Here is a 21,124-nt window from a genome sequence, read left to right on the forward strand (position 1 = left end):
GCCGCCGCAGAATAACTGGGTTGTAACGAGCAAGGATATGACGGAGATCAATCGGTGAACGCACCAAGTCGCCTCGATACGACGCCACGCTTGGAGGACTATCCCTTCCGCCTCAGCGACAACGTTCGCTTCGGCGATCTCGATCCCAACCAGCACGTCAACAACGCGGTCTACGCCACCTATTTCGAGACCGGCCGTGTCACGCTGATGAAGCTTCCCGAATACGGGCTGACCCCGCCGGGCCTCGCCTGGATCATGGTGCGGCTCGATATGCATTTTCGCGCCGAGCTCCACTGGCCCAATACGATCGAGCTTGGCCTTGGGGTGGTGAAGCTTGGACGGACGTCCGTGACCTTCGAACAGGTCGTGTTCTCGAACGGGAAGTGCATTGCGTCAGCGACGTCGGTCGGCGTCCTGCTCGATGAGGCCACGCGGCGACCCGCGCCGCTCACCGCGGAGGTGATCGAGAAGCTCAGACCCTGGCACAAGCGCGGAATCGAGGTCGCGGCACCGCGCAGTTGATATAGCGAGGGACGATCAGGCCTGGCGTTCCGGCGTCGCCACCACGAGACCGTCGAGCTCGTCGGAAACCTTGATCTGGCAAGACAGGCGCGAATTCGGGCGCACGTCGAAGCCGAAGTCGAGCATGTCCTCTTCCATCGGCGTCGGGCTGCCGACCTTCTCGCGCCAGGCTTCGTCGACATAGACATGGCAGGTCGCGCAGGCGCAGGCGCCGCCGCATTCCGCCTCGATACCGGGAATGCTGTTGCGGATCGCGGCTTCCATCACGGTTGCGCCGTTCTCGATTTCTACCGTGCGGGTTTCGCCCTTGTGGTCGACAAAGTGAATCTTGGCCATGTGTGCTCGTACTGCCGCGGTGCTGGGAATGAAGGAGGGTCCGGGCTGTCCTATAACGGGTCGGTTAGCCCGGCGCCATAGCGTTTTGATGCGAAGAATGAATCCCGCTTTGCGGGAAGAAAACGCGTCAAAACAAGAGACTAGGCCGGCCCGTCTCTGACCGTATCGGCTTACGGCTTCAGGATCACCTCGATGGCGGCGCGGGCCTCGGTCACCGCCTCTTTCAGAGCGGCGAAGGCATGGGACCGGCCATGGCCGGTCCGGATCGCACTCTCCAGGCTGGTTGCGGCATCGGCCACTGCAAAGGCGCCAATCCCGCGCGCCGAACCTTTGAGCTTGTGTGCGAGCGCGCCGGCCTCGGCCGGACTCGCAGCCATCGCCGCGAGCAGGCGGTCCGCCTGCTCGGCGAACATCGCCAGCACTTCTCGTTCCAGTTCAGTGTCGCCGAGCGTCATCCGGGAGAGGTGATCGAGGTCGAGCGGACTGTCGATCGGTGCAAGCGGGGGCGAAGGCATCCAGTCCATCCGTTGCAGTTCAGGCGTCATGGCGCAGGCCCCGGCGTCGCGTGGCGGCCGCCGGTCCGGCGGTCAGGTTCCCCCCAGCCAAGCACGAAAATGGTTAACGAAATGTTCGAGCCGTTTGACGTAGATCCGCCCGCTTGTTGACGGAAAGTTGCCGCAATTGGCCGAGTCCGGTGGAGAATTGCATTTATTGCTAAGGCGTTAGGGCGCGATCCTGTTAACGATGATTAAGATTGTCTTAATCGCAGGCATTTCATTCGCGACGCTCTGCCAATAGGATGTTGCGGAAATTGGCGGACAAGCCGTCCGGGTGGGGATGGCTCGGAGATCCGCGCAAGCGGCATGATCCGGTCTGTGGGCTTGCGCCGAGCGCAGGGCTCGCGGGGGGACGCGTACAAGTAACGAGGGCTCGGACTGAACATGGCGAACACTCCGAAAAAGGTCAAAGACCCCACAGAAGTTGCGCTTTCTGCGATCCAGGAAGCCCTGAACATCAGTGACACGGCTGCCGATACCAGCCGCAACGCCACCGCGCGCAACGAAGCGGCGCCCCCGGTGCCGCCCGCGCCCCCGATCATCGATGAGCCGAGCTTCGAGCCGCGACCGGCCCCCAATGAGCGGTCGACCGTGTTCGATACGGTTGAGGAGCCGCTCTCATCGCGCCGCGCCGCGAATGACGACCGCGAGACCATCGGCCAGCTGCTCCAGGCGCTTCAGAAGGGCCGCCCCGCCCGCAGCGTCTACACCTTCGCCACCATCTTCGCCGGCGTCTGGCTCGCAGCCTGCGCCGCGCTGACCGTCGGCTTCCTGCCCTCGATCCAGGCCGCCATGGGCCAGAGCGGCGGCGTCCTCGTCATCGCCGGCCTGATCGCGATGGTCTTCGCGCCGATCATGCTGTTCTACTTCCTCGCCAGCCTCGTCTGGCGCGGCCAGGAAATGCGCATGATCGCGCAGGCGATGGCGCAGGTCGCGATCCGCTTCTCCGAGCCCGAAGGCTCGGCCTCCGATTCCATGGTCACCGTCGGCCAGGCCATCCGCCGCGAGGTCGCGGCGATGGGCGACGGCATCGAGCGCGCGATTGCGCGCGCCGGCGAGCTCGAGACGCTGGTCGCCAACGAGGTCGCCGCGCTGGAGCGCGCCTATAGCGACAACGAGGTGCGCATCCGCGCCCTGCTCCAGGACATCGCGCATCAGCGCGACAATCTGGTCGGCCAGGCCGAGCAGGTCCGCAGCGCCATCTCCGGCGTGCAGATCGATCTGCGCCACGACATCGCGCTGATCTCGGATGCGATCGCCTCCCGCGTCGACGAGGTTGCGAAGTCGATCACCGGCGCGCTCGAAGAGCGCGGGGCGCACATCACCCAGGCGCTGAGCAATGCCGGCGACAACATGATCCTGGCGCTCGGCGAGCGCGGCGGCGACCTGCTCGACCGCCTCGAGGAAGCCAGCAACGAGACCACACGCGCGGTGCTCGACGCCAGCGAGCGGCTGACCACGAGCCTCAACTTCAAGACCGGCCACGTCCACGACGAGTTCGTCGACCTCGCCGACCGCGTCCACGAGATGCTGAACGAGCGCATCGACCGCATCACCGGCGAATTCGAGCAGCGCTCCGCCGCGATCGTCGACGGCATCTCCGAGCGCACCGAGCAGGTGCACGATTCCCTGAAGAATTCGTCGGACTCGCTTCTCCTCGAGCTCGAGCTGCGCTCCAACGACCTCTCGGCCAAGATCGACGACGCCGGCAACCGGCTCGCCGACCACATCATGACGAGCGGCGACAAGGCGAGCGAGGCGCTCGACGCCACCGTCAACACCCTGGTCGCCAAGGTCGTCAGCCAGACCGAGACCGCGCACGACTCGCTGTCGCTGCAGATGAGCGCCTTCGACGAGCTGGTGAGGAACCAGGGCACCGAGCTGGTCGAGAAGTTCGCCCGCGACTCCGGCACGCTGGGCGCGCTGATCACGCGCCACATCTCCGAGTTCGACCGCACCGTGAAGACCTTCGGCGGCGAGATCGTCGAGCGCATGGGCCAGCGCACGCAGGACATCGCCGAGACGCTGAAGACCTATGTCGACAATTTCGATACCCGCTTCACGGCGAACGGCGGCGAGATCACGGCGGTGCTCGACCAGCGCCTCGTGCAATTCGAGACCACGGTCGGCGAACGCGTCAGCAATCTCGACGCCTCGCTGAACGGCAAGATCGCCAGCCTCGACGGCACGATCGAAGGCCACATCAGGACCTTCGACGAGCAGCTCGTGGGCCGGGTCGCCGAGCTCGAGCAGTCGTTCGACAGCCGCGCGCAGTCCATGACCGAAACCATCGACGGACGCATCAACACGCTGGCGACGTCGCTGACCGACGGTGCCGCGCAGGCGATCCAGTCGATCGATAGCCGCCTCACCTACCTCACGACCTCGCTGACCGATGGCGCATCCCAGACCATCCAGTCGATCGACACGAGGCTGACGCACCTCACGACGACGCTCACCGGCGGCGCGACGCAGGCGCTCGAATCCATCGATTCCCGCCTCACCTACCTGACCACCGCCGTGACCAACGGCGCCTCGCAGGCGGTGCAGTCGATCGACACGCGCCTGACGCTGCTGAGCTCGACGCTCACGGACGGCACCGCGCAGGCGATCGAGGCGGTCGACCGCCGCATCACCGGCGTCACCGAGATCATCGACGGACGCAGCACGCACCTGACCGACACGGTCACGGCGCGCTTCCAGGAGATCCATCAGGCCATCGAGACCAAGGTCGGCTCGGTCGCCAGCGACATCGACGTACGCGTGGCGCAGTTCGAGGACCTGCTCGGCTCGCGCGTCGAGGCCGTCGCCGGCCGCATCGAGAGCAGCGGACGCCAGGCCAGCGAGGACATGATGTCCCGCGCCGAGATGATCTCGACCGCGATCCGCTCGCATGTCGAGGACGCCGAACGCTCGCTCACCAACCTCGTCGTCAACACCAGCGAGACGATCCAGACCGGCGCGCGCACCGCTCAGCAGTCGCTGTTGACGGTCTCCTCCGACGTCAACGCCCAGCTCAAGATGACCTCAGCCGAGGTCGAGCAGGCGCTGACCGCGGTCGGCACCGGTGCGGCGAACTCGATCCTGACCAGCGCCCGCGAAGCGCAGTCGACGCTGGTCGCGGCATCGGGCGATGCCTCCAACCAGATCAAGGGGCTTGCGGCCGACGTCGAACGCACGCTGTCGGCGGCAGGCGCTGCCACCGCAGCCTCGATCCTGGCCGGCGCCCGCGAGGTGCAGACCACCCTCGTCACCGCCTCCTCGGACGCGGCCAACCAGGTCAAGACGCTCACCGCCGACGTGCAGCGTTCGCTCACCATGGCCGGCACCACCACGGCGGAATCGATCACCGCCGGCGCCCGCGATGCGCAGAGCGCGCTGGTCGCGGCTTCGACCGAGACCGCCAACCAGATCAAGGCGCTGTCCTCGGACGTGCAGCGCTCGCTCACGATGGCGGGCACCTCGACCGCCGAGACCATCATGAGCGGCGCCCGCGAGGCCCAGAGCACGCTGGTCACGGCATCCTCGGATGCGGCGAGCCAGGTCAAGTCGCTCGCGGCCGAAGTGCATCGTTCGCTCTCGCAGGTCGGCCAGTCGACCGCCGAGACGATCACCACCAGCGCCCGTGACGCCCAGAGCACCCTGCTCGCGGTCTCGGCCGAACAGACCAGCCAGGTCCGTTCGCTCGCAGCCGAGATGCAGCGCGCGCTGGCGACCGCCGGCGGCGCCACCATCGAGGCGCTCACCAGCGGCGTTCGCGAGGCCCAGGGCTCGCTGATCTCCGCCTCGAGCGATGCGGCGAGCCAGATCAAGTCGCTGACGACGGACATCGAGCGCACGCTGACCGCGGTCGGCGCCGACACCGCCTCGACCATCCTCAGCAGCGCGCGTGAGGCGCAGATCTCGCTGACCTCGACCTCGGCCGACGCCGCGAGCCAGATCCGCACGATCTCGACCGAGATCGAGCGGACGCTGAGCGCGGCGGCCGCCAACGCGACCAACGACATCCAGACCAGCGCGCTCAACGCCCAGAACGCGCTGATCTCGGCCTCCAACGAGGCGAGCTCGCGGGTCAAGTCGAGCTCGTCCGACGTCGAGCGCTCGGTGCTCGCCGCCAGCAGCAGCTTCGGCCAGGCCATGACCGGCAAGACCGACGAGATCGTCACCTATGTGCAGCAGCAGGCCGACCGCCTGTCGAACATGATCGACGCCAAGCGCGGCGCGCTGGTCGACGCCATCGGCTCGAAGACCAGCCAGCTCACGCTCGACATCGACCGCGTCACCTCCGATGCGCTGAAGTCGATCGAGACGCGCGGCCAGGCCTTCTCGCAGACCATGATGGGCAACGGTTCGGAAGTCGCCCGCACCATCAACGTGGCGAGCGAGATCGCCACCAGCGCGGTCGGCAAGTCGCTCAAGGACCTCGAGCAGGCCTCGCGTTCCGCGATCGACCAGTCGCGCCAGGTCTCGATCGCGGCCGTCACCGAGATGCAGGAGACCAGCAAGATCCTGCGCACCGACACGGTGGCCCTGTTCGAGCGCCTGCGCGAAGGCAACATCCTGCTCCAGGAGGTGCTGACCGGTGCGCACGACAATCTCAACTCGCTCGAGCGTGCGCTGGTGACGCGCGTCGCCGACTTCGTCTCGGCGATGAACGACGTCACCTCGCGCAACGGTGAGGCCACGCAGAACCTGGAAGAGCAACTCAACGTCTTCAACAGCAAGACCACCAAGGCGCTGCAGGATCTCGGCGAGCTGTCGACCCAGTTCGACGCGCACGGCAAGGCGCTCGTCGAGGCCGCGCAGGTCGTCGAGCAGAGCAACAAGAACACCACCGCCTCGCTCGCCGAACGCAAGCAGGCGCTGGAATCGCTCGTCACCACGATCGACCTGCGCACGGCCGATCTCGACCAGCGGCTGTCGCGCTTCACCGGACTGCTCGATGAATCCCTTGCGGCCGCCGAAGAGCGCGCCCGCGACATCGCCCGCGTCGTCGCCGAGACCGCCGGCGCAGGCTCGGCCGCGATCACCCGCCAGTTCGAGGCGGTGCGCTCGGCGTCCGAGGAGGAGCACCGGCAGACGATCGAGGCGATGCACGACATCTACCGCCAGACCACCGACGAGGCGGATGCGATGTTCAAGCAGTCGACGGAGAAGTTCACCAATCTCGTCTCCAGCATGAAGCAGATGGCCTTCGAGATGCACAACGAGCTCGAGGCCACCCGCAACGAGCTGCGCCGCGGCGTGCTCGAGATGCCGCAGGAGGCTGCCGAGAGCACGGCGCAGATGCGCAAGGTGATCGTCGACCAGATCGAGGCCCTCGCCGAGCTCAACCGCATCGTGGCCCAGCATGGCCGCGGCCTCGACGTCACCACGGCGGGCCGCGCCAGCGTGCAGCGCCAGGAAGAGCCGGTGCTGGCGGCCGTCGGCGGCCGGACTGCCGAGACCCGCATGCGCGACACCGGCAGCGCCTCGACGCTGCCGCCGCCGGACCTCGGCATGCCGGCTCCCTCGCGCCGTACCGAAGCGCCGCCGGTTGCGCCTTCCAGCAACGACCAGGGCCGCGACGGCTGGCTGTCGGACCTGCTGAGCCGCACGGACGCCAACCAGGGCGCTCCGACCGGACGTGAGGCGCTGCGCGGCCGCCCTGCCCCCGCTCCGCAGCCACCGGCGCCGCAGGCTGGCGCCAATCCGCTGGAATCGCTGTCGCTCGACATCGGCCGGCTGATGGACCGCAACCTCGCCGCCGAGATGTGGGACCGCTACCAGCGCGGCGAGAACAAGGCCTTCACCAAGCGCCTCTACACGCCCGCCGGCCAGAAGGCCTTCGACGAGGTCGCCCGCAAATACCGCGCCGACCGCAACTTCAAGGGCACGGTCGACCGCTACGTCGCCGAGTTCGAGCGCCTGCTCGACGAAGTCGCCCGCGACGGCCGCGGCCCGCAGGAGCTGCGCAGCCACCTCACCTCGGAGACGGGGCTGGTGTACACGCTGCTCGCCCACGCGGCGGGCCGGCTGGGGTGAGCGGCTTGTAGACGATAACGAACAGGAACGGAGGCCTCGGGGCCTCCGTTTCTGTTTGGGAGTTGTTGCGCGGACCCTCCCAGCGCATGTGAATTCGCCGTCGATCGGGACCGATCTATCGAGGGTCAGACCACCGCTCGCGACCGCAAGATCAAGCCGCGCTTCAGGGTCTATCACCGCGATGTCGACTTGGAGCTCAGTGCCCAATGCGCATCTTCCAAATCAGCGTCGGCGATCCTGCAGGCGGTTAGCTGCAGACCTCTTCCGGGAATTGCGCGGACCCGACGCGTTCGAGACGGCATCCTTTTCGAATCGGCCGACAGCCGATGGCAGGTGTACACAGGATGATGCCGGAGTCGTTAGCTTTCGGCGCGGCCGCTGGCGGGCTCTTCGGGCGTTTGGCGCCGTGAGCCGGCCCGCAGGCCAATAGGCTCGCCAGCGCCAGCAATAGGACGGCTCGGGGCAGGCGCATTTGGATCTCCCGCTGCAGATCGCAGGATCGGCCTTTGCGAAGCCCGTCAGGTCTGGCACCGCAGGGTGGGCTACCGCTTAGATCCCCATCCTACCGGCCGGCGCATGCGTGTCATCTCGATTCAAGAGAGAGCCCCTCATTCGACGCGCTACGCGCGCAACCTTTTCCCAAAGGGAAGAAGGCCTGCTACCGCCTCGGCGCCGCCGCCGGCTTCGGCGGCTCGGGCGGCGGGGCCGGCTGCGATGAGTTGCTGGCGCCGAACAGCACGCGGGTCGGGTTGCGGTCGAAATTGTTCACGGCGCGGCTGATATCGCCGAGGGTGCGGCGGCCGTCGGCCATCAGCGCGCCGGAGCGCTTGTCGAAATCGTCGGCGAGCTCGCGGATCGACTTCACCGCCTGGAACAGCTCGCCGCCATCCTTGCCGCCGGCCAGCGTGTTGAGGCCGAGCATGAGGCTGTCGGCCTTGAGCATGACGCCGTCGACCTTGGCCATCACAGCGTCGATCTTCTCGGAATTGCGCGCCAGCGAGTTGGTGAAGGTCTCGAGGTTCTTGAGCGAGTTCTTCACCGATTCCTGATTGTCGGCGACGATCTTGTTGATGTTCTGCAGCGTGCCGCGGATCGCCTCGGTGACGTCCTGAAGCTTGTTGGGATCGGCCGTGAGCGTCGGGATGCCGTCCTGGTCGAGCGGCGGCGGGGCCGCGGCCTCGTCGCCGCCCTTGAGCGAGATTGCGGCGACCCCGGTGAGGCCCTGGAATTCGAGGCCGACCAGGGTGTCCTTGCGGATCGGGGCGTTGTTCTCGATCATGGCGAGTGCGACAACCCGCCGCGGGTTGTCCAGCTTCACCGAGACCACCTCACCCACCCTGATACCGTTGAAATTGACGCTGCCGCCGTTGCGCAGGCCCGCGGCAGGCCCCTCGAACACGACGCGCAGAGGGCTGCGCTGCTTGGTGGTGTGCAGCGACTGGAACCACAGCACGAAGCCGATCGCCGCGGCGATCACCGCCAGCGTGAACGAGCCGATCAATACGTAATTCGCCCGCGTTTCCATCAGGTGCTCCGGCTACTCAACCCAGCTATTCAACCCATGACCGCGCGGGCGCGCTTGCCATGAAAATACTGCCTCAGCCAGGGGTGCTGCGAGGCCTGCATGTCGGCGATCGACCCTGCCGCAATGATCTTACCGTTCCCTAAAACGGCGATGCGATCACATGCTGTGTATAGGCTGTCGAGGTCGTGGGTTACCATGAAAACGGTCAGCCCCAAAGTGCGCTGGAGGGTCCTGACCAGTTCGTCGAAGTCGCCGGCACCGATCGGGTCGAGGCCCGAGGTCGGTTCGTCCAGGAAGACGAGGTCCGGATCGAGCGACAGCGCGCGCGCCAGCGCCACGCGCTTGATCATGCCGCCCGAGAGTTCCGACGGAAATCGTTCGGCGACTTCAGGCTTGAGGCCGACCATCGTCAGCTTGGCCATGGTGATCTCGTCCATCAGCCGCTGCGAGACGCGCAAATATTCGCGCATCGGAAACTGGATGTTCTGCCCGACGGTGAGCGAGGAGAACAGCGCACCCTGCTGGAACAGCACGCCCCAGCGCCGCTCCACGTTGCGCCGCTCCGACGTGCTGGAGGAATCGAGGTCGACGCCGAACACCTCGATCGAGCCTGCGACCTTCGGCACCAGGCCGATGATGGTGCGCGTCAGCACCGACTTGCCCGCGCCGGAAGGGCCGACGAAGCCCAGGATCTCGCCGCGCTTGACGTCGAGATTGAGCCCGTCGAGCACGCGCGTCGTGCCGAACTGCACGGTGATGTCGCGAACGCGGATGATGGGATCCTGAATCTCGCCCGCCATCGTCACATCCCGATCGAGGCGAAGAAGATGGCGAACACGCCGTCCATGACGATGACGAAGAAGATGCCCTTCACCACCGATGCGGTGGTGTGCTGACCGAGCGATTCCGCGCTGCCCTGCACGGCGAGCCCTTCGACGCAGGCGACGATGCCGATCACGGCGGCCATGACGGGCGCCTTCACCATGCCGACGATGAAATGATCGATCGAGATGGCGTCGCGCAGGCGCAGCAGGAAGGCCTCGGGTTCGACCCCGCCATAGAGCCAGGCAACCAGACCACCGCCATAGAGCGCGGCCATCGCGCCGAGGAAAGCAAGGATCGGCAGCGCCAGCACCAGCGCCAGCATGCGCGGCAGCACCAAGACCTCGATCGGATCGAAGCCCATGGTGCGCAGCGCGTCGATCTCCTCGCGCATCTTCATCGAGCCGAGCTCGGCGGTGTAGGCGCTGCCCGAGCGGCCCGCGACCATGATCGCGACCAGGAGCACGCCGATCTCGCGCAGCACCAGCACGCCCAGCATGTCGACGACGAAGATGTCGGCGCCGAACCGGCGGAAATGGAAGATGCCTTGTTGCGCGATGATGCAGCCGATCAGGAAGGTGATCAGCACGATGATCGGCACCGCGCGCCAGCAGACCTGCTCCATGTGGTGCACGGTCGAGGTCAGGCGGAACGAGCGGGGGTGGATCAAGACGCGAAAACCCGCCGCGAGCACCGCGCCGAGCATATCCACGAGGCCTGTCACGGTCCCGGCCACACCGGCCACGGTCCGGCCGATCTGCTCCAGCATGCCGGAGATGGTGATCGTGCTGCTGTCGACCACTTGGGTCGCCCTGACCCGCCGCACCTCGTCCACGAGGCTGGAATAATTGGCGGAGAGGCCCGCGATCTGCGCCTCGACAGCGCCTTGGGTCAGGCTGCGGCGCAGCCGCTCGATCAGCCAGGCGCCGAAGGTGTCGAGCTTGGCGACCTCGGAGACGTCGATGAAGATGCTTTGCGGACCGCCGGCGAGCTTCTCGGCGTCAGCCACCATCCGCTCCAGGACCGGCGCGAAGCTCGCGGTCCAGGTCCCGGTAGCGCAAAGTGCCAGCGCGTTGCCTTTGGCAATCCGTTCGAGCTTCGGATCGCTGCTCAAAATGTCCGCTCCCGTACCGGGGCGGAGAAAATCAGATGGTTGCGCACGCGCCCTTACCCAGAGAAGGTATCCCCAAGTGGTTAATGTTAGTTGATAGAGGTAACTAGCAGGTTCAGATTTCGCCAGAGTTCAAAATGACTTCCATGAAATTAGTAACTTTGGCGGCGCGAATCGAGCGCTTCCCGATCGCCGGCAGCTTCACCATCAGCCGGGGCGCCAAAACCGAGGCCGTGACCGTCGTGGTGGAGGTAAGCCACGACCGCCTGACCGGCCGCGGCGAGTGCGTGCCCTATTCCCGCTACGGCGAGACACCGGAGGCGACCCTTGCCGCCATCCAGGCCATGCAGCAGGCCCTCGCGGGCGGTCTCACCCGGCAGGCCCTCCAGGTGGCCATGCCGCCGGGTGCGGCCCGCAACGCCCTGGATTGCGCCCTGATTGACCTCGAGGCCAAGTCGGCCGGCCTGCGGGCCTGGAACCTGCTGAACCGCCCGACGCCCGGAGAGCGCATCACCGCCTACACGATCTCGTTAGCGGCCCCCGAGGCCATGGCCGCGGCGACCGCCAAAGCGGCGCACCGGCCGCTGCTCAAGATCAAGCTCGGCGGCGACGGCGACCCGGAGCGGATCGCGGCGGTACGCAAGGCCGCTCCCGAATCCGAGCTGATCGTCGACGCCAACGAGGCCTGGACCGAAGCCAATCTGGAACACAATCTCGCCGCCTGCGCCACAGCGGGCGTCACCCTGGTGGAGCAGCCGCTGCCATCAGGCAAGGACGAGGCGCTGGCGCGGATCAGGCGCCCGATCGCGGTCTGCGCCGACGAGAGCGTGCATGACCGCTCCTCGCTCGCGCCTTTGCGCGAACGCTACGATGCCGTGAACATCAAGCTCGACAAGACCGGCGGCCTCACCGAGGCGCTTGCCATGGCCGATGCCGCACAGGCGCTCGGCTTCGAGATCATGATCGGCTGCATGGTCGCGACCTCGCTGTCGATGGCCCCGGCGATGCTGGTGACGCCGCAGGCGCGCTTCGTCGATCTCGACGGGCCCCTGCTGCTCACGCGCGATCGCGATCATGGGCTGCGTTACGACGGAAGCCTGGTCTATCCGCCTGATTCCGCGCTGTGGGGATGAGCCGTGAGGCGGTGCCGCGCTGACCAGATCACGAGCGCCCCCAGGCCGGCCATCGCGGCCATCACGTAGTACAGGCTATCGCCGATGCGGGCGTAGATCGCGCCTGACGCGATCGAGGTCGCAGCGCCCAGGAGCCCGTTGCAGGCGGCATAGTAGCCCTGCCCCCGCGCGATCTGATGCGCCGGTACGCGCTGCACCAGGAGATTCATGGTGCCGACGATGGTCATGCCGAAGGTGAGGCCGTGGCCGAGCTGCACGATCGCGAGCAGCGCGAGCGGCGGCTCGCTCGCGGTGACGACCCAGCGCACGACGGCGCTGAGCCCGCCGATCGCGATCATCGTGGACGGGTGCAGCGAGAAGCGCGGCGACAGCGCGAACACGACAATCTCGGCGATCACGCCCAGCGTCCACAGCCCCGCGATCACCAGCCCACTGATCCCATGGAGCTGCCAGTTGATGGCCGAGAAGGTGTAATAGGCGACGTGGCTGCCCTGGATCAGCGCGGCCGAGGCGATGACCGCCCAGAAGCCGATATCGCGCAGCAGCGCCGAGCCGGCATGCCTCTCCGTCGTCCTCTGCCTGACATCGTCGAGCGGCTGAAGCAGCAAGCTGGCGAGCACCGCAACGACCGCCCAGGCCACGATGACCCAGATCAGATCGCGCGCCGCGATGACGTCGACGAGATAGCCGCAGGCGAGCGAGCCGGCGGCGAACGCCGCCGAGCCCCACAGCCGCAGCGGTCCGTAGTCGAGCCCGTAGCGGGCGACACCGCGTAGCGCATAGGCATCGGTGAGCGGCATCGTCGGTGTCCACATCATGCAGGTCAGCGCATAGATCAGAAGCAACGCCAGCGGCTGCTGCTGCAATCCAAGCGCCGTGAAGCCGACCGCGGTCGCCAGCACGGACACCATCATGGCAGCGCGAATGGCATGCCGCTTTTCGGCAAAGGCGGTCACTTGCGGCAGCGTGGTGAAGCGCGTGATCGCCGGCAGCGCATTGATGAGCCCGATCCAGGCCGCGTCTATGCCGATCGCCTTCAGCCAGACCGGAAAGAACGGCAGATGCGTGCCCGAGACCGCGAAGATGGCCGAATAGAACAGGGCCAGGCTCACGGCGAATCGCCGCTTCTTGGCTGCAGCAATGGGGATTTGTGATTCGCCTGCCATCAAACCAATTGCGATTCGGTCGATATCGTGGTGATCGTTACAGTAACGCGCGGTGATTTGCGCGACGAGATTGTCATGGCCAACGAAGCATTCGCCCTCTCGCCCATGTCTGCCCGCGCGGCCGAGCCGAACGAGCAGGATTACGACGCGATCCGCGAAGCCTTCATGGAGACCGCGCGCGGTCGCTGGTTCCTCGGCGAATACGCCAGGCGCAACCGCAATGCCGACACAAGCATGGTGCTGGATGCGGTCGCCAGAATCGAAGAAACCCTTGCGGCACAGCGACAACCCGTCGTCGAGGACCGACTGCCCGAAGCGCTGATCGAAATCCGCCGCGCCATTCGCGAGGCCGAGACGATCGCGATCGCGGCGTTCGATCCCGCGGCGATCGAGGCGAGCCTCGCGCCGATCCCGCGCGGGGTGCGCATCATCAAGGAGATCTCCTGGCGCTGGCGCGAGATCGGCGCCGACGGACGAATCTGCGACCTCATTGATTCGCAGCTCGCCTCGATCGAGGCCGCCTGCGGGCAGATTTCGACCATCGACCCCCGCGTCGAGCTCAGGGCTGCCTTCGATCTGCTGAGGGATCGTGTTGAGCAGCTTGACGGCGGCGCAACGCCGCAGGCCGCGCCCTCCGCCGCGCCCGCTGAAATAGTCAGTGAAGCCCCCGTGGCTTTTACGGAGACGCCGCAGGAGATCGCAGCAACTCCCGAGCCCGAGGCAGCCGCTGAGGAGGCCGGCACCACCGAAGCGCTCGCCATGGCCGATCAGGCTGTCGACGCTGTCGCCGTGCCGGAGAAGGCCGCCGAAAGCGAAATCGGGCCCGACAAGGTCGCGGTTGAAGACGTCGCTCTCGAGGAGCCGACCGCCGAACCCGCACTCGCGGAGGCCGCCGACGCGTTCTTGCCTGATGCCGCAGCGGAAGCCGAGGACGAAGCCATCCTCGACGCCATCGCGCTGGAGATGGCCGCGCCCGATCCGGAGTTCGACGAGATCATCGAGCCGGTCGAGCTGGCCGCGCCGACGCCGGAACCGATGGCCTCGGACGTCGCAGCGCCCGTTGCCGCCGAGATTCCGGAGCCGATCGCATCCGAGCCGGTCGTCGCGGAAGAGCCTGGCGCGGACGCACCGATCGCGATGGACTCGCTCGCGCGCCTCACCGACGCCATTGCCGAAGCCGCCGCCGAGGTGATGGAGCAGCAGGCCCCGGCCATGGCGGCCACGGCAACATTCGCCGCAGCGTCGACCGCGACGCTGCCGATGCCTTCGCCCCTGTCCACGTCCTCACCCGAGCCCTCGCTCGGCGCCACCATCCTCGCCAGCGGCATCCTGCAGAAGCCGCGCGCGCCGGCCAACGACCCGCTCGCGCCGATCCGCCGCATGACCCAGGCCGAGAAGATCGCTTTCTTCTCGTAAGAGGACGCGCTCTTTCCCGCGCCGTTCACTCTCGTGTCCCGGACAAGCGAAGTGCAGATCCGGGTCCCAGGAGCCACGAGTTCTACTGCCACATGGGCCCCGGCTCTGCAGCGCACCGTCGAAGAGACGCTGCGCTGCGTCCGGGGCGCGACACCGCCGCTGTCAGCTTACCCGCAATTCCAGATCGGCCCGATCGGCGTGCGCGTCCAGCACGGACCGAAACTGCCGCCATTGTAGCGGCCGCCGTTGAAGCCTGGGCGGCCGAAATAATGCCACTCGCCATCCCAGCGGTAATATTGCGGAACCGGGTCGATGTACCAATGGCGGCGGTCGTTGCGCGCAAGGCGCCGCATCGCGTCCTTCTGCTTGTAGAGCGGAATGCTGTTGCTCAGCGGCTGCCGATAGCCCGGCAGGAAGCCGTAGCCCTTCCAGACCGGCTTGGGACGCTTTTGCGCGGCCTCAGCGGGCGCGACGGCCGGCAGCAGCGACAGGATGACAGCAACGAATAGACATACAAGGCGGGACATGGATCGATGATAGACGCTCGCTTGCTGGAAGGCCATTCAAATTCGAGTTCTGGCTGATCGCACCGATGTGCACAGGATCATCGCACACGATGACCGCATCCGCTTTGCATCAAGCCGTGCGTCGATCGAACGCAGCCCCGCTAGCTGATCACGCCCTTGCGGAGCAGGAAGCAGCCATAGGCTCGGCTGTCGCCGACCTGCACGACGCCAAAGCCTGCCGCCGCCGCACGATAGAAATCCGCCCGTGACAGCTTGCCGGAAGTGACGGGGCGACCGGCTGCGCGCGCGATCTCCGCCAGCACCGCATGCTGCACCTCGGGCACGCGGTCGGGATCATCCACCGGCGTCATCACGCGCACCGGATCGGGATCGAAATCGTCGAGCGGATAGATCGACATGATGGCGCGGATGGCGACCTCCATGCTCATGCCCGGCAGCTGGATCAGGCGCCGCGATGAGGTGCCCTGTGCGATGCGCGTGGCGGGGTGATTGGCATCGACGAAAACGAGGTCGTCGCCATGGCCCATGGAGGCGAGCAGCCAGAGCAGGTCGGGCGTCAGGATCGGATCGATCGATTTCAGCATGTGGCGGACTATCCTCCAATCGATCGTTCACCATAGCAGGCTCCAAGCGTGATTCAGATCACGTACGCGGCCCTGATGATAGGAATCACGAACCACAGGGTCGAACGCGGCCAAGCTTGCTCGCAACCAATCTCGCATCGAGATGAGTGCCAAAGGAGCACGCCATGTTCCGCTTAAAGCCTTTCCTGATGACGGCGAGCCTGCTGGGAAGCCTGTTCGGCTTCGCCTGCGGGCCCGTTTCCGCGCAGGTCGCCCCGGTTGCACCCGCCCCCACCGCCCTGCAAGGCCCCGAGCAGCGGGTGGCGCTGGTGATCGGCAATGCGAACTACCAGAACGCGCCGCAGCTTGCGAACCCCGACGATGACGCGCAATCGATGGCGCAGTTCTTGAACTCCGCCGGCTTCGAAGTCGTCGCAGCGACCGATTTGACCCAGAACGACATGCTCCGCGTCGTCCAGGACTTTTCCGCCAAGGTCGCCTCGCGCGGTCCCAACACGGTGGCGATGGTCTATTACGCCGGTCACGGCGTGCAGCTCGCCGGCGAGAACTATCTCGTTCCCGTGGACGCCAAGGTCTCCAGCCCGACCGAGCTCGTCAACAATTCGGTGCGCCTCGTCGACGTGATGTCCACGCTGGAGACGATCCCGAGCCGCATGCGCATCGTCATTCTCGATGCCTGCCGCAACAATCCGTTCCCCGAGGTCAACGATGCCGGCCGCGGCCTTGCCATCGTCGATGCGCCGAACGGATCGATCGTCGGCTACTCGACTGCGCCGGGCGCCGAGGCGCTCGACGGCACGGGCGGCCACAGCCCCTATACGCAGGCGTTCCTGAACGTCGCGCGCGAGCCCAACGTACCGATCGAGCAGCTGTTCAAGCGCGTGCGCCTGCAGGTCAACCAGACCACGAGCGGCGCGCAGATCCCGTGGGAGAGCTCCTCGCTGACGAGTGACTTCACCTTCTTCGGCGACACCGCGGTTGCCGCCAACCGCGCGCCGGTGAAGGCGCCTGTCGTGCAGATGGCCTCCAGCCTGCCGAGCCGTTCGACACGCCAGGCCTATGACTACGTCGTGTCCGAGGGCCGTCCGGAATACTATCAGGAGTTCATCCAGATGTACCCGCACGATCCGCTGTGCGACCACGTCCGCTGGCTGCTGAAGAACCTGCTGATCTCGCAGGCCTGGCACAAGGCGGTGCTCGCGAACTCGCCCCTTGCCTACAAGAGCTTCCATGACAGCTACGGCAACAGCCCATATGCGCAGGTCGCGCTGAAGCTGCAGGCGCAGCCGAAGCAGATCCCCCTGATGCAGGCGACCAAGTTCCTGGCGCCGCAGAACATTGCTCCGACCCTCAAGATCGGCAATCTCGGCCAGCCCAAATATATGCCGCTGATGCAGCAGGGTCATGGTGCGTCGCAGATGGACGGCAACCTGCCGGTCGTGCAGAAGCCGATCGACGGCAAAGTGTTCGGCAAGCTCGGCAATGGCGGCCAGATCGTCACCCTGCCTGCGCCGAGCAACACGAGCAAGAGCAATGGCGGCATCGGCAAGATCGTGACGCTGCCCGCGACCAACACCAGACCGGGCGCCGGCAACCATATCCCCGGCAAGATCGTGAGCATGCCGGTGAATGTCGGCAAGGGCGGATCGAAGATCGACGCGAAGCCGATCAATGTTCAGACGCAGAACCGCCCGATCCGCATCACCAACGGCAACACCGGCATCGTGAAGCCCAACAGCAACCCGGTGAACAAGGTGCAGGTCCTGAACAATCGTCCGCAGCTCAATGCGATGCCGAACCGCATGGTCAACAGCAACGACAACTTCCGGCAGTCGATGAACCAGGCGCCGAACATGAACGGCGGCGGCAACCGTCGCGGCGGCTTCATGCGCTGAAACCACGCAGAAGGTGCGCTCCCTCTCCCGCCTGCGGGAGAGGGTTGGGGTGAGGGTGCCTCCGCAATGGGAAAGTTGGTGGACTACTGAGAATATCCCCGTTTCGAGAAAGCCCTCACCCGGCACTGCGTGCCGACCTCTCCCGCAAGCGGGAGAGGTTGCACCGAGCACGCAGATAGTTCGAACCACAAGATCGACAAACCAGAAGGGGCAGAGCCGCAGCGCTCTGCCCCTTCTTCATGTCAGCTCTTGAGCTTCGTCATTCCGGGATGCGCCGAGAGGCGCAGGCCCGGAATCCATTGTGCGGCAGAGTCGGCGGAGAAATGGATTCTCAGATGCGCAATTGCGCATCGTAGCTCTCGCTTCGCGAGCCCCGGAAAGACGACTAAGCCACCAGCTCGGCGAACAGATCGGCGTCGACGTTCCCGCCCGAGAGCACGATGACGACGTTCTTTCCGGCGACGTCGAGACGCCCCGCGAGCAGCGCGGCGAGGCCGACGGCGCCGCCGGGCTCAACCACGAGCTTGAGCTCGCGATAGGCAAACGCGACGGCCGCGCCGACTTCCTTGTCCGATGCAGTGACGCCGCGCGCGAGCAGCTTGCTGTTGATCGCAAAGGTCATCTCGCCGGGTATCAAGGCCATCAGCGCATCGCAGATGGTGCGGCCTGCGGGTGGATGCGGCTCGCGGTGGCCGGCGGTCAGCGAGATGCCGTGATCGTCGAATGCCTCCGGCTCGGCCACCACGATTTCGGCGAGCGGATAGCGCGCCTTCACCGCCGTCGCGACGCCCGCAATCAGGCCGCCGCCCGAGGCCGGCGCCACCACGATATCAGGAGCGAGACCGAGGCTCGCCATGTCCTCGGCGATCTCACGGCCGGCGGTGCCCTGCCCCGCGATCACGAAGGGATCGTCATAGGGCTTCACCAGCGTCGCGCCGCGCTTCTCGGCGATGCCGCGTGAGATCGCCTCGCGGTCGTCGCGGTCGCGGTCGTACAGCACGACCTCGGCGCCGTAGGATTTGGTGCGCTCGCGCTTCGACAGCGGCGCATCCGCCGGCATCACGATGGTTGCCTGCATGTCGAGGATTTTTGCCGCGGCTGCCACGCCCTGGGCATGGTTGCCCGAGGAGAACGCAACCACGCCACCGGCGCGCTTGTCCTGCGGGATCGAGAACACCTTGTTGAAGGCGCCGCGGAACTTGAACGAGCCGGTGCGCTGGAGCATCTCCGGCTTCAAGAACACTTTCGCACCGACGCGCTCGTTGAGCACGGGGAAGGACAACAGCGGGGTGCGGATGGCGTAAGGCGCGATCACGCGCGCTGCGGCATCGATGTCGGCAGGGCCGACCGGGAGGAGCTGCTCGGTCATGGCGGAATGGTATCGCGGCCGACGAGGCCCCGGCAAGACACCTCCGCGCGAGGATTTCTCCCGATCAGGCCACGAAGCGCGGCTGTTCCGTCCCGTTCCCGCCGGGCAGCACCGCGCCAGCCGCCCTGATGCTGTCGATAAAGACCCGCGCCGAGGCTTCCCAAGTGTAGTTGGCGGCGAACGCGACGCAGTCCTGCCGACAGACGTCGAGCGCGGCAAAGCAGGCACTGCCCAGATCGTGATCGAGCGCCCCGACCGGCGCATCGCCGATCACGTCGCGGGGGCCCTTCACCGGAAAGGCCGCCACCGGCAGGCCGCTGGCGAGCGCTTCCAGCAGGACCAGGCCGAACGTGTCGGTCTTGCTGGGGAACACGAACACGTCGGCGGCCGCGTAGATGTCCGCCAGCGCCTCGCCCTGCTTCTCGCCGAGGAAGATCGCATCGGGATAGGCCTCCTCCAGCGAGGCACGCGCCGGGCCGTCACCGACGATGACCTTGGTGCCGGGCAGATCGAGGTCGAGGAAGGCCTCGAGATTCTTCTCCACCGCGACCCGGCCCACCGACAGGAACACAGGTGCCGGCAGGCAGAGATCAATGGCACGGGGATGGAACAGGCCGGTATCCACCCCGCGCGGCCACAGCACGACATTGTCGAAGCCGCGGTCGGTCAGTTCGCGGGCCAGCGCCGGGGTTGCCGCCATCACCGCACGGCTGGGCGCGTGGAAACGGCGCAGCGCGTGCCAGATCAGCGAGCCCGGCACCGGCACGCGGGCGCGGACATATTCGGGGAAACGGGTATGGAAGCTGGTCGTGAACGGCAGCTTGCGCTGGCGGCAATAGCGGCGGACCATCAGTCCGATCGGCCCTTCCGTCGCGATGTGGATGCTGTCCGGACGCGCTTCCTGGATCAGCCTCGCGATCCGGGCCGGGCGCGGCATGGCCAGCCGCACGTCGCGATAGCTCGGCATCGCGAAGGTGCGGAACGATTGCGGCGTCAGGAACGCGAATTCGACGTCGAGATCCCTGGCCGCGTCAGCAAGCTTGGTCAGCGTCCGAACCACACCGTTGACTTGCGGGTGCCAGGCGTCGGTCGCGACCAGGATGCGCATCATGCGGCCCTTGTCATGCAGCTCTTGCCGCGACCTGCGGGACGGCCGCTGGCTTCTGCAAATGATCCGCCCAGGTGATGATCTCGAAATGGCCGTCGTCATGCTCGACCAGGGCGGTGCAGCTCTCGACCCAGTCGCCGCAATTCATGTAGCGGATGCCGGCCTCGTCGCGGATCACGGCGTAGTGGATGTGGCCGCAGATCACGCCGTCCGCTTCGTGGCGCCGCGCCTCGGCGGCGAGCGCCTGCTCGAACGCGCCGATATAGTTGACTGCGTTCTTGACCTTCTGCTTGGCCCATTGCGACAGCGACCAATAGGGCACGCCGAACAGGCGGCGGAAGAAGTTGACGAGGCGATTCATCTGGATCGCGAAGTCGTAGGCCTTGTCGCCGAGATGGGCGAGCCAGCGCGCGTTCTGCACCACGAGATCGAAGATGTCGCCGTGGATGACGAGATAGCGCTTGCCGTCGGCGCCGGCGTGAACTGTGTTCTCGACGACGTCGATGCCGCCGAAATGCGTGCCGTAATAGTTGCGCAGGAACTCGTCGTGATTGCCGGGGATGTAGATGATCTTGGCGCCCTTGCGCGCCTTGCGCAGCAGCTTCTGGACGAGGTCGTTATGCGATTGCGGCCAATGCCAGCTCGATTTCAGCGCCCAGCCATCGACGATGTCGCCGACGAGATAGATCGTGTCGGCATCGTGGTAGCGCAGGAAGTCGAGCAGGAGATCGGCTTGAGAACCGCGGGCTCCGAGATGGACGTCGGAGATGAACAAGGTACGAAAGCGCCGCTCCGGGCTCTCGTCACTCACAGCGTAACTTCCCATGCGCCAGCCTGTAACAATGTCCCGTGACAGGGGGATGACCGATTGAACCTTGAGGCACCTCAGATACGAATCAAACTTCGCCTCGCCCTCCCCGCGAATATCAGTCGCATGCGACAATCAGGCGACATGGCGCCGCAGGAGGCGCAAAGGCAGATCGCCTTGTCCCTCCGGAAGTCGGTGCGCTCCCTCCCCCGCGTGCGGGG

The 21,124-nt window shown here is 66.3% G+C and carries 16 protein-coding genes; 5 read left to right on the top strand and 11 right to left on the bottom strand.

Annotated elements, in window-relative coordinates:
- Nucleotides 1-54 precede the first annotated feature (54 nt).
- Complete coding sequence (locus tag ACM42_RS36230; protein WP_271533223.1) at nt 55-522, top strand: acyl-CoA thioesterase; 468 nt, start codon at nt 55-57, stop codon at nt 520-522.
- 15 nt (nt 523-537) lie between these two features.
- Here ACM42_RS36230 and ACM42_RS36235 read toward each other — a convergent pair whose 3' ends face one another.
- Together ACM42_RS36235 and ACM42_RS36240 are read right to left on the bottom strand one after the other, a co-directional pair.
- Complete coding sequence (locus tag ACM42_RS36235) at nt 538-858, bottom strand: 2Fe-2S iron-sulfur cluster-binding protein (RefSeq protein WP_008143731.1); 321 nt, start codon at nt 856-858, stop codon at nt 538-540.
- Between the two features lie 170 nt (nt 859-1,028).
- Entirely contained in the window at nt 1,029-1,403 is a 375-nt protein-coding gene (locus ACM42_RS36240) for an Hpt domain-containing protein (RefSeq protein ID WP_271533234.1), read from the bottom strand.
- Between the two features lie 396 nt (nt 1,404-1,799).
- On the opposite strand from ACM42_RS36240, the gene ACM42_RS36245 reads away from it, so the two are divergent.
- Nucleotides 1,800-7,439, top strand: coding sequence for a negative regulator of septation ring formation (locus ACM42_RS36245; protein WP_271533235.1), 5,640 nt, complete (start codon nt 1,800-1,802; stop codon nt 7,437-7,439).
- A gap of 658 nt (nt 7,440-8,097) precedes the next feature.
- Here the strand turns inward: ACM42_RS36245 and ACM42_RS36250 are convergent.
- Genes ACM42_RS36250 through ACM42_RS36260 form a run of 3 tightly spaced genes read right to left on the bottom strand, consistent with a single transcriptional unit; the run spans nt 8,098 to nt 10,900 of the window.
- Nucleotides 8,098-8,964 carry an MlaD family protein gene (locus ACM42_RS36250; RefSeq protein WP_271533236.1) on the bottom strand — a complete coding sequence of 289 codons (867 nt, stop codon included), beginning with the start codon at nt 8,962-8,964 and terminating at the stop codon, nt 8,098-8,100.
- Between the two features lie 29 nt (nt 8,965-8,993).
- Nucleotides 8,994-9,764 (bottom strand): ABC transporter ATP-binding protein, encoded by a 771-nt coding sequence (locus ACM42_RS36255; protein WP_271533237.1) that lies wholly within the window; start codon nt 9,762-9,764, stop codon nt 8,994-8,996.
- Between the two features lie 2 nt (nt 9,765-9,766).
- Nucleotides 9,767-10,900, bottom strand: coding sequence for an MlaE family ABC transporter permease (locus ACM42_RS36260; RefSeq protein ID WP_271533238.1), 1,134 nt, complete (start codon nt 10,898-10,900; stop codon nt 9,767-9,769).
- A 134-nt stretch (nt 10,901-11,034) separates the two neighbouring features.
- On the opposite strand from ACM42_RS36260, the gene dgcA reads away from it, so the two are divergent.
- Entirely contained in the window at nt 11,035-12,030 is a 996-nt protein-coding gene (gene dgcA, locus ACM42_RS36265; RefSeq protein WP_271533239.1) for an N-acetyl-D-Glu racemase DgcA, read from the top strand.
- On the opposite strand, the gene ACM42_RS36270 is transcribed toward dgcA, so the two are convergent.
- The gene (locus ACM42_RS36270) at nt 12,000-13,196 is read right to left on the bottom strand and encodes an MFS transporter (protein ID WP_271533240.1); all 1,197 of its coding nucleotides are present in this window, start codon (nt 13,194-13,196) and stop codon (nt 12,000-12,002) included. The genes dgcA and ACM42_RS36270 overlap by 31 nt on opposite strands.
- 75 nt (nt 13,197-13,271) lie before the next feature.
- Here ACM42_RS36270 and ACM42_RS36275 point away from each other — a divergent pair, with 75 nt between their 5' ends.
- Nucleotides 13,272-14,612: a hypothetical protein gene (locus tag ACM42_RS36275; protein WP_271533241.1), complete on the top strand. Its 1,341-nt coding sequence runs from the start codon at nt 13,272-13,274 to the stop codon at nt 14,610-14,612.
- A gap of 167 nt (nt 14,613-14,779) precedes the next feature.
- Here the strand turns inward: ACM42_RS36275 and ACM42_RS36280 are convergent, their stop codons facing one another.
- Nucleotides 14,780-15,139 carry a hypothetical protein gene (locus ACM42_RS36280; RefSeq protein ID WP_271533242.1) on the bottom strand — a complete coding sequence of 120 codons (360 nt, stop codon included), beginning with the start codon at nt 15,137-15,139 and terminating at the stop codon, nt 14,780-14,782.
- A gap of 140 nt (nt 15,140-15,279) precedes the next feature.
- Nucleotides 15,280-15,723: an RbsD/FucU family protein gene (locus tag ACM42_RS36285; RefSeq protein WP_271533243.1), complete on the bottom strand. Its 444-nt coding sequence runs from the start codon at nt 15,721-15,723 to the stop codon at nt 15,280-15,282.
- 164 nt (nt 15,724-15,887) lie between these two features.
- Here ACM42_RS36285 and ACM42_RS36290 point away from each other — a divergent pair, with 164 nt between their 5' ends.
- Nucleotides 15,888-17,618 carry a caspase family protein gene (locus ACM42_RS36290; RefSeq protein WP_271533244.1) on the top strand — a complete coding sequence of 577 codons (1,731 nt, stop codon included), beginning with the start codon at nt 15,888-15,890 and terminating at the stop codon, nt 17,616-17,618.
- A gap of 385 nt (nt 17,619-18,003) precedes the next feature.
- On the opposite strand, the gene ACM42_RS36295 is transcribed toward ACM42_RS36290, so the two are convergent.
- The 3 genes from ACM42_RS36295 to ACM42_RS36305 all read right to left on the bottom strand — a co-directional run bounded on the left by ACM42_RS36295 (nt 18,004) and on the right by ACM42_RS36305 (nt 20,921).
- The gene (locus ACM42_RS36295; RefSeq protein WP_271533245.1) at nt 18,004-18,987 is read right to left on the bottom strand and encodes a threonine/serine dehydratase; all 984 of its coding nucleotides are present in this window, start codon (nt 18,985-18,987) and stop codon (nt 18,004-18,006) included.
- A 64-nt stretch (nt 18,988-19,051) separates the two neighbouring features.
- A complete protein-coding gene (locus ACM42_RS36300) occupies nt 19,052-20,095 on the bottom strand; it encodes a glycosyltransferase family 4 protein (protein WP_271533721.1) in 1,044 nt (347 codons plus the stop codon).
- 13 nt (nt 20,096-20,108) lie between these two features.
- Nucleotides 20,109-20,921, bottom strand: coding sequence for a UDP-2,3-diacylglucosamine diphosphatase (locus ACM42_RS36305; RefSeq protein WP_028182133.1), 813 nt, complete (start codon nt 20,919-20,921; stop codon nt 20,109-20,111).
- Nucleotides 20,922-21,124 lie beyond the last annotated feature (203 nt).

It is taken from the genome of Bradyrhizobium sp. CCBAU 25338, assembly GCF_028128965.1.
GTDB lineage: Bacteria > Pseudomonadota > Alphaproteobacteria > Rhizobiales > Xanthobacteraceae > Bradyrhizobium > Bradyrhizobium liaoningense.

Excerpts from the sequence above, each read along its gene's own strand:
- ACM42_RS36250 (WP_271533236.1), bottom strand. The coding sequence starts at position 8,964 with ATGGAAACGCGGGCGAATTACGTATTGATCGGCTCGTTCACGCTGGCG.
- ACM42_RS36240 (WP_271533234.1), bottom strand. The coding sequence starts at position 1,403 with ATGACGCCTGAACTGCAACGGATGGACTGGATGCCTTCGCCCCCGCTT.
- dgcA (WP_271533239.1), top strand. The coding sequence starts at position 11,035 with ATGACTTCCATGAAATTAGTAACTTTGGCGGCGCGAATCGAGCGCTTC.
- ACM42_RS36300 (WP_271533721.1), bottom strand. The coding sequence starts at position 20,095 with ATGCGCATCCTGGTCGCGACCGACGCCTGGCACCCGCAAGTCAACGGT.
- ACM42_RS36305 (WP_028182133.1), bottom strand. The coding sequence starts at position 20,921 with ATGGGAAGTTACGCTGTGAGTGACGAGAGCCCGGAGCGGCGCTTTCGT.
- ACM42_RS36295 (WP_271533245.1), bottom strand. The coding sequence starts at position 18,987 with ATGACCGAGCAGCTCCTCCCGGTCGGCCCTGCCGACATCGATGCCGCA.
- ACM42_RS36275 (WP_271533241.1), top strand. The coding sequence starts at position 13,272 with ATGGCCAACGAAGCATTCGCCCTCTCGCCCATGTCTGCCCGCGCGGCC.
- ACM42_RS36245 (WP_271533235.1), top strand. The coding sequence starts at position 1,800 with ATGGCGAACACTCCGAAAAAGGTCAAAGACCCCACAGAAGTTGCGCTT.
- ACM42_RS36270 (WP_271533240.1), bottom strand. The coding sequence starts at position 13,196 with ATGGCAGGCGAATCACAAATCCCCATTGCTGCAGCCAAGAAGCGGCGA.
- ACM42_RS36280 (WP_271533242.1), bottom strand. The coding sequence starts at position 15,139 with ATGTCCCGCCTTGTATGTCTATTCGTTGCTGTCATCCTGTCGCTGCTG.
- ACM42_RS36285 (WP_271533243.1), bottom strand. The coding sequence starts at position 15,723 with ATGCTGAAATCGATCGATCCGATCCTGACGCCCGACCTGCTCTGGCTG.
- ACM42_RS36235 (WP_008143731.1), bottom strand. The coding sequence starts at position 858 with ATGGCCAAGATTCACTTTGTCGACCACAAGGGCGAAACCCGCACGGTA.
- ACM42_RS36255 (WP_271533237.1), bottom strand. The coding sequence starts at position 9,764 with ATGGCGGGCGAGATTCAGGATCCCATCATCCGCGTTCGCGACATCACC.
- ACM42_RS36290 (WP_271533244.1), top strand. The coding sequence starts at position 15,888 with ATGTTCCGCTTAAAGCCTTTCCTGATGACGGCGAGCCTGCTGGGAAGC.